13 protein-coding genes are annotated in these 17122 nt (G+C 69.3%); 7 read left to right on the top strand and 6 right to left on the bottom strand.

What is annotated here, in order from left to right; translation table 11 throughout:
- Nucleotides 1-10: 10 nt before the first annotated feature.
- Nucleotides 11-553, top strand: a complete 543-nt coding sequence (locus tag BKN51_RS41325; RefSeq protein WP_101612722.1) for an ArsR/SmtB family transcription factor — start codon at nt 11-13, stop codon at nt 551-553.
- Nucleotides 554-556: 3 nt separating this feature from the next.
- On the opposite strand, the gene pdxR is transcribed toward BKN51_RS41325, so the two are convergent.
- Nucleotides 557-1909, bottom strand: coding sequence for a MocR-like pyridoxine biosynthesis transcription factor PdxR (gene pdxR, locus BKN51_RS41330; protein ID WP_101612723.1), 1353 nt, complete (start codon nt 1907-1909; stop codon nt 557-559).
- A 47-nt stretch (nt 1910-1956) separates the two neighbouring features.
- On the opposite strand from pdxR, the gene BKN51_RS41335 reads away from it, so the two are divergent.
- Nucleotides 1957-2961, top strand: coding sequence for an aldo/keto reductase (locus tag BKN51_RS41335; RefSeq protein WP_101612724.1), 1005 nt, complete (start codon nt 1957-1959; stop codon nt 2959-2961).
- Between the two features lie 745 nt (nt 2962-3706).
- On the opposite strand, the gene BKN51_RS41340 is transcribed toward BKN51_RS41335, so the two are convergent.
- Entirely contained in the window at nt 3707-4864 is a 1158-nt protein-coding gene (locus tag BKN51_RS41340) for an epoxide hydrolase family protein (protein WP_101612725.1), read from the bottom strand.
- Nucleotides 4865-4925: 61 nt separating this feature from the next.
- Here BKN51_RS41340 and BKN51_RS41345 point away from each other — a divergent pair, with 61 nt between their 5' ends.
- A complete protein-coding gene (locus BKN51_RS41345) occupies nt 4926-5882 on the top strand; it encodes a helix-turn-helix transcriptional regulator (protein ID WP_101612726.1) in 957 nt (318 codons plus the stop codon).
- On the opposite strand, the gene BKN51_RS41350 is transcribed toward BKN51_RS41345, so the two are convergent.
- Nucleotides 5879-7540 carry a sulfatase gene (locus BKN51_RS41350; RefSeq protein WP_101612727.1) on the bottom strand — a complete coding sequence of 554 codons (1662 nt, stop codon included), beginning with the start codon at nt 7538-7540 and terminating at the stop codon, nt 5879-5881. The genes BKN51_RS41345 and BKN51_RS41350 overlap by 4 nt on opposite strands.
- Before the next feature lie 81 nt (nt 7541-7621).
- Here BKN51_RS41350 and BKN51_RS41355 point away from each other — a divergent pair, with 81 nt between their 5' ends.
- From BKN51_RS41355 to htpG, 3 genes are read left to right on the top strand one after another with little or no spacing between them, the layout of a single operon-like run.
- Nucleotides 7622-8149 (top strand): hypothetical protein, encoded by a 528-nt coding sequence (locus BKN51_RS41355; RefSeq protein WP_101612728.1) that lies wholly within the window; start codon nt 7622-7624, stop codon nt 8147-8149.
- Nucleotides 8150-8193: 44 nt separating this feature from the next.
- Nucleotides 8194-9780 carry an alkaline phosphatase D family protein gene (locus BKN51_RS41360; protein ID WP_101612729.1) on the top strand — a complete coding sequence of 529 codons (1587 nt, stop codon included), beginning with the start codon at nt 8194-8196 and terminating at the stop codon, nt 9778-9780.
- Between the two features lie 29 nt (nt 9781-9809).
- Nucleotides 9810-11672 (top strand): molecular chaperone HtpG, encoded by a 1863-nt coding sequence (gene htpG, locus BKN51_RS41365; RefSeq protein ID WP_101612730.1) that lies wholly within the window; start codon nt 9810-9812, stop codon nt 11670-11672.
- 89 nt (nt 11673-11761) lie between these two features.
- Here the strand turns inward: htpG and BKN51_RS41370 are convergent, their stop codons facing one another.
- From BKN51_RS41370 to BKN51_RS41380, 3 genes are read right to left on the bottom strand one after another with little or no spacing between them, the layout of a single operon-like run.
- On the bottom strand, nt 11762-13840 hold the full coding sequence (locus BKN51_RS41370) for an iron ABC transporter permease (RefSeq protein WP_101612731.1): 2079 nt from the start codon (nt 13838-13840) through the stop codon (nt 11762-11764).
- The gene (locus BKN51_RS41375; RefSeq protein WP_101612732.1) at nt 13840-14817 is read right to left on the bottom strand and encodes an ABC transporter substrate-binding protein; all 978 of its coding nucleotides are present in this window, start codon (nt 14815-14817) and stop codon (nt 13840-13842) included. The genes BKN51_RS41370 and BKN51_RS41375 overlap by 1 nt, the downstream gene beginning before the upstream one ends.
- Nucleotides 14818-14834: 17 nt before the next feature.
- On the bottom strand, nt 14835-15650 hold the full coding sequence (locus tag BKN51_RS41380; protein WP_101612733.1) for an ABC transporter ATP-binding protein: 816 nt from the start codon (nt 15648-15650) through the stop codon (nt 14835-14837).
- A 305-nt stretch (nt 15651-15955) separates the two neighbouring features.
- On the opposite strand from BKN51_RS41380, the gene BKN51_RS41385 reads away from it, so the two are divergent.
- A complete protein-coding gene (locus tag BKN51_RS41385; protein WP_101612734.1) occupies nt 15956-17122 on the top strand; it encodes a PucR family transcriptional regulator in 1167 nt (388 codons plus the stop codon).

The raw sequence follows: 17122 nt of genomic DNA on the forward strand, positions 1-17122 counted from the left end.
CGCTGCGGTCATGGACGATCAGGTCGCCGCCAGGGTCGCGGACCGGCGGCGTGAGGCGACGGCGCGCGAGGCCAAGGCGCTCGGTCACCCGGTGCGGTTGCGCATTCTCCGGCTCTGCGGGGCGCGGGAACTGACCAACAAGGAGCTGGCCGACCGGCTCGGCAAGGATCCCGGCACGGTGCTCCACCACGTGCGGCAGCTGGTCGACGCCGGGCTGCTGGAGCAGGCGCCGGTGCGGACGGGCGCGAGCGGCGCGCTCGAGAAGCCGTACCGCAACGCCGGCAAGACCTGGTGGCTGGACGGGCCCCTGAACGAGGAAAACGAGGACACCCGGTTCGGGCCGATCGAGGCGTTCCAGGACGAACTCCGCGAGGCGGGCCCGGCTTCGGTGCGGGTCGTCGAGCGCTTCGCGCTGCACCTCTCGCCCGAGGAGGTCACCGAACTCGACAACCGCATCCTCGACATCCTCGACGAGTACATGACCACCGACCACCAGCGGCTCGACAGGCCGTTGCTGAACGGGATCTTCCTGCTGCACCGCATGGCCGAGTGAGCCTCACGAGTCCCTGATGGCCTCGATCAGCAGGCGGGCGGCGGTGCCGACGGAACCGTCCGCGAGATTGCCGTAGCCGAGGACGAGCCCGGGGGTGCCAGGAGTCGCGCGGTAGTCGTCGAGATCGGCGACGCGCAGCCCGCTGACCGCCGCTCGTCGCACCACCTCGGCCGCGGATCCGCCCGGCAGGTCCAGCACGAGGTGCAGCCCCGCGGCGACGCCGGAGAGGGGCAGCGGGCCGAGCGCGCCGACCAGCGCGTCGCGCCGGGAACGGTAGCGCCGCCGGGCCGCGCGCAGATGCCGGTCGTACGAGCCGCGTTCGAGGAAGGCCGCGAACGCGAGCTGGTCCAGCGCGGGCGGGGACGGCGAGGGTTCGACCAGCTCTGTCCACTGTGGAGGCAGGGCGTACCAGCCGAGACCGAGCGCGGGACTGAGCGTCTTGCTGACCGACCCCAGCAGCGCGACCCTCGCCGGGTCCATGCCCTGCACCGTTCCGACCGGGCGCCGGTCGTAGCGGAACTCGGCGTCGTAGTCGTCCTCGACGATGAGCCCGTCGACGTCGCGCGCCCAGTTCAGCAGCCCGGCGCGGCGGGCGGGGGACAGGACGGTGCCGGTGGGGAACTGGTGCGCCGGGGTCACGAGGACGGCCCGCACGCCGGGCGGGATCTCGTCGACGCGGAGGCCGTCTTCGTCGACAGGGACTCCGACGACTGCAAGACCGGCCCTCGTAGCGACGTGGCGGAGCGTCAGCCAGCCGGGCTCCTCGGCCGCGACACGGGTGATCCCGGCCGCGAGCAGCGCGCGGCACACGCGGCCGAACCCGTCGGTGACACCGGACGAGATCCGCACGTCGTCGACGACGGCGCCCCGGCAGCGGCGGAGGTAGTCGGCCAGCACCGCGCGGAGATGCGGATGTCCACCCGGGACGGGGTAGCCGAACTCGCCGTGCGGCATGTTCGAGAGCACTTCGCGGACCGCCTCCACCCAGCGCTGCCGGGGGAAATGGCGGAGATCGGGCAGACCGGGCGCGAGGTCGATCTCCGGCGGCGCGGCCCGGCGGTGAAGGGGTTTCGCGGGCTCTGTACCCGGCGCCACCCAGCGCACGACGGTGGCCGAGCCGGTGCGCGCGGCGAGGTAGCCCTCCGCGATCAGCTGCTCGTACGCCTGCGTGATCACCCAGCGGGAGAAGCCCAGATCCGCGGCGAGGGTGCGGCTGGGCGGCAGCGCGGCGCCGGAGCCGAGCGCGCCTTCGCGGATCACCGTGCGGAGTGCCCGGGTGAGCCGCTCGTGCCGGGGACCCGGTCCGGAGAGGTCGAGGAGCACGTCCCAAGCCAGATTGGTCTGGGATTTCGTCATGTCAATGGACTGTAGTCCCGGACCGATCTTTTCGTAAGGTCTAGACCATGGAAAAGGTGGAGCTCGGCCGGACGGGCCGGAAAGTCAGCCAGGTCTCGCTCGGGTGCATGACGATGGGCACCGCCACCGACGAGCGGACCTCGGCACGGATCCTGGACGCGTACCTCGACGACGGCGGCGACTTCCTCGACACCGCGAACTGCTACTCGTGGTGGGTGCCCGGCGCGGCGGGCGGGGAGAGCGAGGAATTGCTCGGGAAACTGCTGAAAGGCAGGCGGGACAAGGTCTTCCTCGCGACGAAGGTGTCGGCCGGGGTCGCCGACGCCGACAGCGCGCGCAAGGGGTACCACGAAGACGGCAGCGCGGACTGGGACTACATCGGACGGCATTTCGAGGGCGCGGGCGGCGACGTGATCCGGCGCGGCGTCGACGAAAGCCTGCGGCGGCTCGGGACCGACCACATCGACCTGTACTACATCCACGTCGACGACCGGGCGACGCCGCTGGAGGAGACGCTGGCCGCGCTCGACGAGATCGTCCGCGCGGGGAAGGTGCGGCACATCGGCTGGAGCAACGTCCGCTCCTGGCGGCTGGAACGGATCCGCGCGCTCGCGGAACGGAACGGCCGGGCGTCGCCGGTGGCCGTCCAGCTGCAGCATTCGTATCTGCGGCCGGTGGCCGATTCGGCGTCCCTCGCCACCGGGGACATGCTCGATTTCCTGCGGGACAACGAAGACATCGCGCTCGCCGCGTACTCGTCGATCCTGCGCGGGATCTACGACGACTCCGCGCGACGGCTCGCGCACCCCGTGTGGCAGTCCTACGCCGGGCCGGACGGCGAAGCGCGGATGGCCGCGATCGAGGCGGTGGCGGCGGAGACCGGGGCGACCGGGAACCAGGTCGCGCTGGCGTGGCTGCTGCGTCAGACGTCGCCGCGAGTGCTGCCCCTGATCGGACCGCGGACCTGGGAACACTACGAGGCGATCCGGCCGGCCTTCACTCTGGAGCTGAGCGCGTCGCAGCTGGCGGTGCTGGACGGTGCCGGAGCCTGACGAACCTCGTGAGTGGTAAGGACGGCTATTGAGGGGTAAGTCAAAGGTGGGGTGACCGAGCCTCTGCGATGAAGGACCCCTTCGCTGGCTTCAAGGCTGAGAGGTGGCCTTCGCGGCACAGTTCTGGACCGGCCAGCGGGCGCCAATCGTTCCTTAAGTGTCCACGAGGGCACTCTCTGACGGCTGAATGTCCGGTTGATGGCTGGATGTGCGGTTTTGAGGGGAGTCGTGAGTGTTAAAGAGGGTTAGAACGCGCATTACCACTCACGACCCCGCCTACAAAGCGTGCAAATAGGCACCAATCGGACACTTGCTCACCCAAAGATGTCCTTTGTGGACAGTCAGGGTGCGGCCGGCTCTCGTCGGACGGCCAGATCCGCGACGCTGGCGGTGCTGGACGGTGCCGGAGCCTGACGGGTCTCGTGAGTGGTAAGGACGGTTAGAACGAACCGGTATTTGCCTACCCACACCTGACCAGTGCACATGCTAAGTGGCAGCGGCGGCACGGTCGAGCGTGAAGGAATCGGGACGTCGAGTGTCCCAAATCCTTCATCGTCGAGGTGTGTTCCGGTTCTCTTGATCAAGCCCAGACCACTCCGCGTACCCGTCGAGCGGGGAAGATTCCGGACGTTCAACGTCCCAAATCCTCCCCGCTCGCCCACATCGGCAACCAGAACATGGCATCGGGATCCGGTGGGCAGGCAAACGCGGGTCCGCCAGAACCGCCCTTACCACTCACGAGCCGCTACGCCAGCTTGCGGAAGAACGCCCGGATGTCCCCGAGCAACAGGTCCGGCGCGTCCTGGGTCGCCCAGTGGCCGCCGCGGTCGAATTCCTGCCACGAAACGATGTTCGTGTGGTCGCGGTCGGCGAAGCGCCGCAGCGGCCGGAAGTCGTAGGCGAAACTCGCCAGCCCGGTCGGCGCGGTCGTCGGCTCACTCGGGTGCTCGGTGTGCTTGTCCTCGTAGTAGAACCGCGCCGCCGAGGCCGCCGTGTTCGTCAGCCAGTACAGCGTGGCGTTGGTGAGCACGTGGTCGTCGCTCGTCCCCGACAGCAGTTGCGCGCTCCAGGCCAGCTGCCCGGTCGGCGAGTCGGCGAGCGCGTGCGCGAGGTTCTGCGGCGCGCTCTCCTGCAGCTTCGCGTAGCCGGACATGTCGTCGTTGAAGGTCTGGAGGAACTGCATGTACTCCAGTTCCTTCTCCGTCATGCCCTCGAACTCCGCGGGGTCACCACTGGGGAAGGAGAACAACTGCGTGACGTGCACCCCGACGACGTGCTCGGCGTCGACGCGGCCGACCTCGGGGGCGACGAAGGAACCGGCGTCGTTCCCGTGGGTGCCGTAACGCTCGTAGCCCAGCCGCCGCATCAGCTCGGCCCAGGCGCGGGCGGTGCGGTACCGGTTCCAGCCCTTCTCCCGGGTGGCGCCCGAGAAACCGAACCCGGGCAGGGACGGGATGACCACGTGGAACGCGTCGGCCGGATCGCCGTCGTGCGACCGCGGGTCCGTCAGCCGGTCGATCAGGTCGAGGTATTCGAAGACCGAGTTCGGCCAGCCGTGCGTCAGGATCAGCGGCGTCGCGTCGGGCTCCGGCGAGCGGACGTGCAGGAAGTGGACGTTCTGCCCGTCGATCTCGGTGGTGAACTGCGGGTACTCGTTGAGCTTCGCTTCCCACTTCCGCCAGTCGTAGCCGTCACGCCAGTAGGCGACCAGGCGCTGTACGTAGTCGAGGGTCACGCCGTACTCCCAGCCCGGCGTGACCGGTCCACGCTGCACCCCGTCGGTGACCTGATCGGCGGGCAGTTCGTTCGCCCACCGGACCCGCGCGAGGCGGTCGGCCAGATCGTCCAATTCGGACTGCGGGACGTCGATGCGGAAGGGTCTGATCTCGGTGTTCTCGTTCATGAGACCAAGGTAAGCTCCTATTAGGAACATTCCGTTCCTAATAGGAGGGCAACCTGAAAATATGTTGGACACTTCTGCTCGACTGCTCCGTTTGCTCTCCCTCTTGCAAACACCCCGTGACTGGACCGGCACTGAACTGGCAGAACGCCTCGAAGTGAGCTCCCGGACGATCCGCAACGACGTCGAGCGGCTGCGCGGGCTCGGCTACCCGGTGAACGCGACCCGCGGTTCCGTCGGCGGCTACCGGCTCGGCGCGGGCGCCGAACTGCCGCCGCTGCTGCTGGACGACGAGGAGGCCGTCGCCGTCGCGATAGGACTCCGCACGGCGGCAGGCGGCACCATCGCGGGCGTCGAGGAGACGTCGCTGCGCGCGCTCGCGAAACTGGAGCAGGTGCTCCCTTCGCGGCTGAGGCGCCGCGTCAACGCGCTGCAGGCGTACACGATCCCCGTGCCCAGGGACGAGCCCGGCCCGAGGGTCGAGGCGAAGACGCTCACCGTGCTGACGGCCGCCTGCCGCGACCACGAGCAGCTGCGTTTCGGCTACCGGGCCCACGACGGCTCGGAGACCGCCCGCAAGGTCGAGCCGTACCGCCTGGTCAACTGGGGACGCCGCTGGTACCTCGTCGCCTGGGACCTCGACCGCGGCGACTGGCGCACCTACCGCGTCGACAGGCTGACCCCGCGCGTCCCGATCGGACCCCGGTTCACCCCGCGCGACCTGCCCGAGGACGTCACGGACCGGGTGCGCCGCGGCGTCTCGTCCGCCGCTTGGCGCCATCGGGCCGACGTCACCGTGCACGCGCCCGCCGACGAGGTGACCGCGCGGATCAACCCGGCCGTCGGCACGGTGGAGGCCGTCGACGCGAAGACGTGCGTGCTGCACACCGGCGCCGACAGCATCGAGACCCTGGCCGTCCATTTAGGACTCCTCGGGTATCCCTTCACCGTCGAAGGACCGCCGCAATTGGTCGACTGCTTGCGTACCTTGGCCGATCGGTACCGCGACGCCGTCGGCTAGCGCGCGAAAGTCGTCAGGAACCGGTCCCGGAACGTGTGCATCGGCCAGACGGTCGCGTTCCGGTCCGGGTTCAGGCCTTCCTGCCAGTTCCAGCCGACGATCTTACCGAGGACGGCCTTGTCCCGCGTGACGACGGTGATCGGGACGTCGCGATCCGCGCCCTCGCCCGCGACGATCGGGTTCGGCTGGTGGTCGCCCAGGAACACCAGGACGAGATCGTCGTCGCCGTACGTCTCCACGTACGAGATGAGCGAGTTCAGCGAATAGACGATCGAGTCGCCGTACGCGCCGCGCACCTTGGCCGGGTCGGTGAACACCTCGTCGGGCGTTTTCCCTTGTGAGGGCATGGGTTGGTAGATCGAGCCGTCGCCGACGGCGTCCCAGCCGACCATGCGGGGGAGCGGGGTCCACGGCCAGTGACTGGTGACGAGGTCGATCTCCGCCATCAGCGGCGGGTGGCCTGCCTTCGCGCGTTCGGCGCGCTGGAAGGCCGAAAGCGTGAACTGGTCCGGCATCGTGGCGTAGGAGAACGGCGGGCCGTGGTAGCCGATGCCGCGTGAGTCGTAGTAGCGGTCGTAGCCGTAGACCTTGCCCTCGGGCCAGTCCTCGGTGTGCGCCGGGACGACGCCGACGGTTTCCCAGCCCGCCCGCTTGAACGCGCCGCCGAGGGTGAACCGGTCGGTCTTCACGAAGTCGTCGTAGCGGTGCTGACTGTCCACCCAGACCCCGGACTGGAACGTGGAGTGCGCCAGCCAGCTTCCCGCGCTCGTCGTCGGCGACGTCAGGAACGCGCTGCGCGAGCCGTATCCGGCGTTCTTCAGCCGCGCTGTCCCGGCGTCGAGGACCGCGTCGACCTTGGGCGCGATGTCGGAATCCTGGACGGCCACCCGCCCGTAGCTCTCGATGAAGGTGAACAGGACGTCCTTGCCCCGCAACGCGTTCAGCAGCCCGGACGGTGGAGTGTCGCGAAAGGCGTCGACGGCGACTTCTTCGGCGAAGGACTCCCGGTCTCGGATGCCTGCCCGCACCTGGCGGAGGTCGTCGTAGGCGAACGCGACCGCGCTGCGCGACGCGAGCGGCTGCCCTGGCGCGAGCTGCGCGCCGAACAGCGCGCACCCGATCCAGGCCACGCCGAGCACGGCGACCACCCGGGTCGACGCGGTGCGGCGTCCGGCCACCACCCGGCTCAGCCGCAGCGTCGCCAGCGCCATCAGCACGATCACGGCCACGGCCAGCAGGGTCAGCCCGGCGAAGGACGCGATCGCGCCCGTCCGGCCGATCGACGTGCCGAGCAGGTCGACGCCGTTGCCGAGCACACCCCAGTCGAACACCGGGTTGAACCGCCGGTCCAGCGCGAGCCCGAACCCGATGTCGATGGCCTTGACGACGGTCAGCAGGCCGAGGACCGCGCCGGCGGACACCGCGACGGTCCGCCGGGCCCCGTCGCGCAGCATGAGCACGACCGCCACCCCGAGCAGCGCCTCGACCGGCAGCCGCACGAACGCCTCCGGCGTCAGCCTGTCGAGGTCGTTCGGCGCGAGCAGGGCGAACAGCACGAGGACCGCGGAGAGGGTGGTCACCGCGCTGGACGCGATTTCGCGAGCGGTCGTCCGGTCGCCCGGCAGACCCACCAGGGCGGGAGGCGTGAAAACCGACAACGCAGGTTCCTTCCAAGGGGGCAGCCTTCATCCGGTTACACGGACGGCGGGCCGAACCGGTTCAGTCGGTAATCTGCGCCCGTGAGCGACAAGATTTGGGCCGCCCTCGCGGCGACACCCCTCCAAGAGGTGCGGCGACGTGCCGCGATGATCGACGCGATCACCGAGATCACGCCTGTCGAGGTGGACGGTGCGGAGCGGTTCGCCTGGAACGACGGTGGCGGACAGTCGGCCGTCTGGTACTTCACACCGGACCAGCGTGCGCTGTTGCTGACCTTCGACCACGAGTCGGACTTGAACCTGTTTGCCGAGGAGGACTACTCGGTGCAGGAGGCGCTCTATGGCGGTGTCCCCGAAGACCTCGTCAGGCTGGTGCGGAATCGTCCCGAGAACTACGAGTCCCTGAACCTCGTCGACGCGGAGACGGGAGCGACGATCCTCTACGCCGGTGGCGTGTTCTGGTTCGACGGTGAACAGTGGCGGCAGGCCGAGGGCTTCCTCGACCACTGCCGCAGGGAAGGCCTGGATCCGCTGAGCGAGTCCGGGTTCTCCTACTGCCTCGGCGTCTACCGGTTCGGCGAGGAGCTCACCCCCGACCAGCACGGCTGACGCTCAGCGGACGATCTTGGCCCGGCTGTGGCACCGTTTCAGGAATGAGCTTGCTCCTGGGTCCCCTGCTGAGACACGTCGACGAGACATCGGCGACGGTGTGGGTCGAGACCGACACCGCGAGTGAGGTCGAAGTCCTCGGCGCCACCGCGAGGACGTTCGAGATCCGCGGTCACCACTACGCCCTGCTGGTGCTGACCGGGCTCGAACCCGGCACCCGCACCGAATACGAAGTCCGCGTGGACGGCGAGAAGGTGTGGCCGGAGCAGGGATCGGAGTTCCCGCCCAGCGTCATCCGGACGCTGCCGGAGAACGAGTCCCGGGTCCGGCTCGTGTTCGGTTCCTGCCGCAAACCGCACGACGGCGACGTCTACGGCCCGGACGCGCTGGCCGCGTACGCCCGCCGGATGGCGGACGGCGAGGAAACCGAGTGGCCGCAGGCACTGCTGATGCTCGGCGACCAGGTCTACGCCGACGAGACCACCGACGAAACGCAGGAGTGGCTCAAGCAGCGCCGGGACACCTCGAAACCGCCGGGCACCGAGGTGATGGACTTCGAGGAGTACACCCACCTCTACTTCGAGGCGTGGGGCGAACCGGCGATCCGCTGGCTGCTCTCCACCGTGCCGACGTCGATGATCTTCGACGACCACGACGTCCGCGACGACTGGAACACCTCGTACACCTGGCAGCGGCAGATGCGCGCGCAGCCGTGGTGGAAGGAGCGCCTGCGCGGCGCGATCATGACCTACTGGGTCTACCAGCACCTCGGGAACCTCGGCCCCGCCGAACTCGCCGAGGACGAGACCTTCCAGAAGGCGATCACCTCCGGCGGCGACAACGCCGAGCTGCTCGTCGCGTTCGCCGACGAGGCCGACAACGAACGCGACGGCACCAAGGGTGCGCGCTGGAGTTACCGCCGCGACTTCGGCGGCGTGCGGCTGCTGGTCATCGACAGCCGCGCGGGCCGGATCCTGGCGGGCGGCGCCCGGTCGATGGTCGACGACGACGAGTTCGACTGGATCGAGGAGAACGCCGCCGAGGCCTGTGACCACCTGCTCATCGGATCTTCGCTGCCGTGGCTGCTGCCGCCGGTCATCTCCCACCTGCAATCCCTCAACGAGCGCGCCTGCAACCGCCCCGGGTGGCGCGGCAGGCTCGCGGAGAAGATCCGGCAGGCCGCCGACCTCGAACACTGGGCGGCGTTCCGAGCGTCGTTCGAGCGGCTTTCCGCGATGATCGCCCGCGAGGGGCGGAAGGAAGATCCGCCCGCGACCATCGCGGTGCTCTCCGGCGACGTCCACCACGCGTACATCGCCGAAGCGCGGTACCCCGAACCGGTGACTTCGACCGTCTACCAGCTCACCTGCTCCCCTGTGCACAACGCGATGCCGCGGCCGCTCCGGCTGGCCTTCGCCGCCACCTGGTCGAGGCGGGTGGCGGCGATCGCGCGCGGCTGGGCACGCCGGGGCGGTGTCGGACCGGATCCGCTGACCTGGGACAAGGTGTCCGGTCCGCATTTCGGCAACGTGATCGCCACGGTCGACGCCGACGGCCGCTCCGCCGTCACGACGATCGAACAGGCCACCGGCGACGGCCTGGTGAAGGTGGGCGGGCAGAGGCTGGCTTGAGCCGATTCCGCGCTCGGTAATATCGCCGCGTGACCACCTCTGCCGAAACACTCGAGTTCCAGTCGGAGGCACGTCAGCTGCTTCAGCTGATGATCCACTCGATCTACTCGAACAAGGACACCTTCCTTCGCGAACTGGTGTCCAACGCCTCCGACGCACTGGACAAACTCCGCCTCGAAGCGTTCCGTGACAAGGAACTCCAGGCGGATACCGACGATCTCCACATCGAGATCGACACCGATTCCGAAAACCGCACCCTCACCGTGCGGGACAACGGAATCGGGATGAGCCGGGACGACGTCGTCGCGTTGATCGGCACGATCGCGAAATCCGGCACCGCCGAATTCCTGAAGAAGCTGAAGGAAACCAAGGATTCCGCGGCCTCGCAGGACCTGATCGGTCAATTCGGCATCGGGTTCTACGCCAGCTTCATGGTGGCCGACAAGGTCACTCTGCTGACGCGCCACGCGGGATCGGACGAGGGCGTCCGATGGGAGTCCGAGGGCGAGGGCACGTACACCATCGAGACGGTCCCGGACCTGCCGCAGGGCACGTCGGTCGTCCTGCACCTCAAGCCCGAGGACACCGAAGACCAGCTCTTCGACTACACCTCGGCCACGAAGATCAAGCAGATCGTCAAGAAGTACTCGGACTTCATCACCTGGCCCATCCGGATGACCGAGGGCGAAGAGGTCGTCACGGTCAACTCGATGAAGGCGCTGTGGGCACGCTCCTCCAGCGACGTCACCGAAGACGAGTACAACGAGTTCTACAAGCACGTCGCGCACGACTGGAACGACCCGCTGGAGACGATCCGGCTCCAGGCCGAGGGCACCTTCGAGTACCAGGCGCTGCTGTTCCTGCCGGGGCACGCGCCGCTCGACCTGTTCATGCGGGAGCGCAAACGCGGCGTCCAGCTGTACGTGAAGCGCGTCTTCATCATGGACGACTGCGAAGCGCTGATGCCGGAGTACCTGCGCTTCGTGAAGGGTGTCGTCGACGCGCAGGATCTCTCGCTCAACGTCTCGCGCGAGATCCTGCAGCAGGACCGGCAGATCCAGCTGATCCGCCGTCGCCTGGTCAAGAAGGTCCTCTCGACGGTCAAGACCTTGATGGCCGACGAGAACCCGTACAAGTACGAGACGTTCTGGAAGGAGTTCGGCCGCGCCGTCAAGGAAGGCCTGCTGGACGACCACGAGAACCGCACCGCGATCCTCGACATCTGCTCGTTCGCTTCGACGAATGACCCGGAGAAGCTCACTTCGCTGCGCGAGTACGTCGAGCGGATGAAGGACGGCCAGGAGCACATCTACTACCTGACCGGCGAGTCCCGCCAGAGCATCGAGAACTCCCCGCATCTGGAAGCCTTCCAGGCCAAGGGGTACGAGGTGCTCGTGCTCACCGACCCGATCGACGAGATGTGGGTCGACGCGGTGCCCGGCTTCGAGGAGAAGCAGTTCCAGTCGGTCGCCAAGGGCGAGGTCGAACTCGACGAGACCAGCGACGAGCAGAAGGAAGAGTTCTCCGGGCTGCTGACCTGGCTGACGACTTCGCTCGCGGAGCAGGTCAAGGAAGTCCGGCTCTCGACGCGGCTGACGACGTCGCCCGCCTGCATCGTCGGCGACACGAACGACGTCACCCCGACGCTGGAGAAGATGTACCGCGCGATGGGCCAGGAAATGCCGCAGATCAAGCGGATCCTGGAACTCAATCCGGGCCACCCGCTGGTCGCCGGGCTGCGGTCGTCGTTCACCGAGAACGGTGAGTCCGAAGGGCTCGCGGAGACCGCGGAACTGCTCTACGGCATGGCTTTGCTCGCCGAGGGCGGGGAACTGGGCGACCCGGCCCGCTTCACCAAGCTCCTCGCGAGCCGCCTCGAAAAGACCCTGTAGCCGGAGCTGAAGGGGCCTTTCCCCGCATAAGACGCGACGAAGGGGCCCTTCACCGCATGCGATGCGGTGAAGGGCCCCTTCAGCTCTCGTCAGGGCCGGGTCCGCCAGAGCACCAGGATGAAGTACGGCGTCCCGACCATCGCGATGACCAGACCGGCGGGGATCTGGGCGGGTGCGATGACCGTCCGCCCGAGGGTGTCCGCGACGCTCACCAGCAGCGCCCCGAGCGCCGCCGCCACCGGGACGATCCGGCCGTGCCGCCCGCCGACCAGCGACCGCGCCAGATGCGGCGCGACCAGCCCGACGAAGACGACCACGCCGATCGCGGACACCGCGGTGGCCGCCAGGATCCCGGACGCCCCCAGGATCACCAGCCGCGACCGCTCGATGCGCATCCCGAGCACCCGAGGCGTGTCCTCGTCGAGGGCGTGCAGGTCCAGTTCGCGGTGCTTGAGCCACAGCAGCGGAGTCAGCGCGATCAGGGCCAGCGCCACCGGCGCGACCTGCTCCAGCGTGCGGCCGTAGGTCGACCCGGAAAGCCAGGTCAGCGCCTTGGCCGAGTTCCACGGGTCGGAGACCACGATCAGCAGCGTGATCAGCGCCATCCCGGCCGACCAGACCGCGATGCCGATGATCACCAGCCGGTCCGAATCCAGCCCCGACCGCCAGGCCAGCCCGTAGACCAGCAGGAACACCACGGTGGCACCGGCGCCCGCGGCACCCGCGATCGCCCAGGCGCCCGCCACCGGGACGACGGTGATCAGCGTGATCGCGCCGAGCCCGGCGCCCGCGGTGATGCCGAGCAGTCCGGGTTCGGCGAGCGGGTTGCGGCTGACCGACTGGATCCCGCAGCCGGACACCGCCAGCGCGGCACCGGCGAGCAGTGCGGCGAGGACGCGCGGAAGCCGTTGGTCCAGCACGAAGGTGAGCGCGGTCCCGGTGTTGCCGGTGACCCAGTTCATCAGGTCGCCGAGCAGCACCACCCGGTCGCCGAACATCATGCCCGCCACGGGGATCACGGCGAGCAGTGCGACCAGCACGGCGGAGATCAGCACGAGCCGCCGGGTCGAGCCGGCGACCCCGACGCGTCCCGCCGGAGCCGGACGGCGCGAACCACTGCCCCGGCCGCGCCGGGCCAGCCACACCATCACGACGGCGCCGATGATCGTGGTCACCACCCCGGTCGGCACCCGCACGGCGGCGGCCGAGCCCATGATCGCCCGCAGGACGACGTCGGCGCCGAGCACCGTCACCACGCCGACCAGCCCGGACACCGGCAGCAGCACACGATGTTTAGCGATCGGCAGCAGCAGCTTCGTGATCACCGGCGCGCTCAGCCCGACGAACCCGACCGGTCCGGCGACGGTCACCGCCGCCGCGGTCAGCGCGACGGTCAGCACGATCGCGCCGATCCGCGTCCGGCGGACCCGCAGGCCGAGCACGGTCGCGTTGTCGTCGCCGAGGGCGAGGACGTCGAGTTTGCGGCCCATCGCGATCAGCGCCACGACGGCGATCACCACGATCGGCGTCATCTGGCCGGTCGCCCGAAGGTCGGACACCGTCAGGGATCCGCTGCCCCAGGCGAACAGGCCCGAGGTCTCCTGCTCGAACAGGAGCAGCAGCAGGATGGTCACCGACTGCAGCGCCAGCAGTACCGCCGAGCCGACGAGCACCAGCCGCGGACTGGCCGAACCGCCGCCCGCCAGGCCGAGCACGATGACGGCCGCGGCGAGCCCGCCCGCGAACGCCGCCCCGCCGACCGGCACGAGCGGCAGCGAGAGACCGAACGCGGAAATGGCCACCACGGCGAAATGCGCGCCCGCGTTGACCGCGAGCGTGTCGGGTGAGGCGAGCGGGTTCCGCGCCACGGACTGCATTCCCGCGCCCGCGACACCGAGTGCGACGCCGAGCAGCAGCGCGGCGAGCAGCCGGGGAACACGCGAACCCTCCAGTACCGCGAGGGTTTGCGCGTCACCGTGGCCGAAGATCGCCTTCACCACGTCCAGCGGGCCGGACGTCGAGGTGCCCTGGGTCAGGTGGATGCCGGCGAGAACGACGATCAGCGCGACCAGCCCCGCCGACACCACCACCGTGCGAATGGCTTGCGGCGCACGTGCGGTTTTCCTGAGCCCTCGGCGGGAAGAAGTACCTCGGACTTCTTTGAGCATCAGGCGGTGAGAGCCTTCACGATCTGGTCGGCGGTGAAGATGATCGACTTCGGGCCGCCGAAGGTCCACGTTCCGGACTCCAGTTTGTGGATCTTCTTCGACACCACGAACGGCAGCCGCTGGTAGACGGCGTTCTGCGCGAGCCCGGTGGTGAAGACGTCCTCTTCGGACGCGCTGTAGAACAGCATGGTCTTCGGGTCGGTGATCGCGGTCAGGCCCTCGACGTCGGTCTGGCCGAGACCCCACTGCGGGTCGACCTGGCCGGTCCAGACGTTCTTCGCGCCGACGGCCTCGGCGGTGTCGGAGACCAGCGAACCCTTGCCGAACGGGCGGATGCTGACGGTGCTGCCTTCGAGGTAGGCGTCGGCCATCAGGAACGGGGTGCCCGCGGCGCCCTTGGCCTCGACGGCCTTCTTGCCCTCGGCGAGCTTCGCGTCCATTTCGGACAGTTGCTTGTCCGCCTCGGCCTCCTTGCCGACCGTCTTGGCGATCAGCTTGAAGTCCTCGCGCAGGCGGTCGAAGTTCCGGCTCGCGTCACTGGTCTTGGTGACCACGACCGGGACGTACTTCTCGATCTGCGGCACCAGGGGCGAGTCGCGCTCCTCGGCGATGATGACGACGTCGGGGTTCAGCCCGACGATCGCGTCGACGCTGGGCTCGTTGCGCTTGCCGACGTCCTTGACCTCGGCGGTCAGCGGAACGGCCTTGTCCCAGACGTTGTAGCCCGCGACGTCCGCCGCGCCGACCGGCATGACACCGAGCGAAGCGACCATCTCGGCCTCGCCCCACTCGAGCGCGACGACGCGCTTGGCGGGGGCCTTGAGGGTGACGGCCTTGCCGCGCGCGTCAGTCACCGTGACCGGCCCGGTCGCGGCGGCGGACTCACTCGGCGCGGCCGTGGGGGTCTCGGTGGTGCCGCAGGCGGACAGCAGCAACGCCGCCGTCGCGACGAGGACGGCAGGGGTCAGCAAACGCATGGTTCTTCCTGGTTTTCTCAGGCGGGCCTGGGCGAATGCCGCCCGAGTGGCCTGCAGTGGATCGCGCCCGTCACCGGGTCGTTCGCGACGTGGACGGTGACGCCGTAGGCCTGGGAAAGGTGCTCGGTGGAGAGCACCTGCCCGATGTCACCCGTGGCCACGATGGTTCCCTCGCTCAGCAGCACGACCTCGTCGGCGATGATCGCCGCGTGGTCGAGATCGTGCAGCACCACACCGACCGCGACGCCTTCGTTGGCCAGATCGCGGACGACGTCGAGGATCTCGACCTGGTAGCGCAGGTCGAGATGGTTGGTGGGCTCGTCGAGCAGCAGCACCGACGTCTGCTGCGCGAGGCAGGACGCGAGCCAGACACGCTGGAGCTCGCCGCCGGAGAGTTCGTCGACCCCGCGTTCGGCCATCGGCGTCACGCCGGTCAGTTCCATCGCGCGGCGGATCGCGGTGGCGCCGTCGGTGTCGACCCCGCGCCAACCCGAGCGGTACGGGTAGCGGCCGTAGGAGACGACGTCGCGCACGGAGACCCCGCTGGGGGTGGGCCGGTGCTGGGTCAGCAACGTGACCTGGCGGGCGAATTCCTTGCCGGACAACGCGTTCCCGCCCCAGACGGTGCGGTCGCCCAGCTGGACGGTGCCCTCGCGGGGCTTGTGCAGCCGCGCCAGCGAACGCAGGAGCGTCGACTTGCCGGAGCCGTTCGGCCCGACCAGCGCGGTCACCGTCCCGGCGCGCAGCGACAGGGACACGCCGTCCACCACGGCCCGCTCATGGTGCGCGAGCACCAGGTCATGGCCGGTGAGCAGCGCGTCTTCCGTAGACATGAGGGGAGCCTAACCTAATCGTGCGGTCAGGCCGATGTCGTGAGTGACACAGAGCGCGGGGTGATTGTCCGGTTACCGCAGGCGCCGGTCGCCCCCACGCCTCGCGAGAGCTGCTGCCCCCAATGCGGCATTGGAGACGCTCAGCGCCGTCAGGGTGAGGGGAACTTTGAGGGACCCAGGGGCCCTCAAGGAGTCCTTCACGGACCTGCGCCCGGCGCGGGTCCCGCCGCTACCCCGTCCGGGCGGTCCAGAAAACGTCCAGTCGTCGTCCGTAGCCTTCCCAGCGACAAGGCGGGGGAGGGGACATGGAAGGTCTCTACAAACTGCTGTGGGACCGCGTGGACCACAACGCGCGGCGGGCCGTCGACGTCTACCTGAGCGAGGTGCCCGATTTCCGGGCGGCGGCACGGATGGACGGGGCCCGCGCCTCGATGCTGGACTTCGCCGTCCTGCTCAGGCGCCGGGAGGTCGAACTCGCCGCCGACGGCGCGCCTTTCACCGGCGAGGATCTGGCGGTACTGGCCGCCTTTGGCGAGCAACGCGGCGCTCAGGGCGTTTCCACGGCTTCCGGACGGCGCGTGCTCGACCTGCACGACGTGCTCACCCTGCGGGAGATCCACGAGGCGGCGGGCCTGCACGAGGTCGCCCACGTGACCGAGATGATCGGCTGGCTGCCCGGCAACGGTCTCGCCGGGCAGAACGCCTATCTCCGGGGTTTTCTGGCCGGGCAGCAACGCGCTACGCCGTTCGTCAGACGAGCGCGGGAACTCGCCGAGACACTGCTCGACGACAAGGCGGTGCTCCCCGGTCTCCCGGAAAGCCTCGGCCTGGGGTCCGCCGGCCGGTACCTGATCACGGTCGTGCGGTTCTCCGGCGGTCCCTTGCCGACGGAGGAACGGCGCGAGGAGATCATCGGCGCGTTGCTGAAACGCGAGCGGGTGCCGATGACCTGGCCCGAGCCCGGTGAACTGATCGCCCTGTTCCCCTGTGAGGACCCCGAAACGGTGCGGGAACGCGCGCTGGGTCTCGTCCGGGAGTGCGCGGAGCTGACCGGACGGCCGTGCGCCACAGGCGCGGCCTCCGGCCGGATCCGGGCGCTGCGGGACACCGCCGCGCTCGCCCGGCGGATCAGCCGGGTCGCGCCCGTCGAGGCCAGGCCGGGCAGGCTGCCCGTGATGACCGACGTCTTCGTCGAACTCGGTGTCTCCCGGTTGCCGCAGGTCGACGACTGGTTGCGCGGGGTCGCGCGGCGGCTGGAGGCCGGGCCCGATCTCGTGACCACGCTCGACGCCTACTACCGGCACGACATGAACCGGCTGAACACCGCCGGGGCGTTGCACATCCACCCGCGGACCCTCGACTACCGGCTCCGGCGGATCCGCGAACTCGCCGGGATGGACCCCGGTTCCTACCAGGGCGTGCGGGCGCTCGGCGCCGCCGTCGCCCGGGTGCGCGCCGGCCGCTGGAACTGA

Source organism: Amycolatopsis sp. BJA-103 (assembly GCF_002849735.1).
Lineage (GTDB): Bacteria > Actinomycetota > Actinomycetes > Mycobacteriales > Pseudonocardiaceae > Amycolatopsis.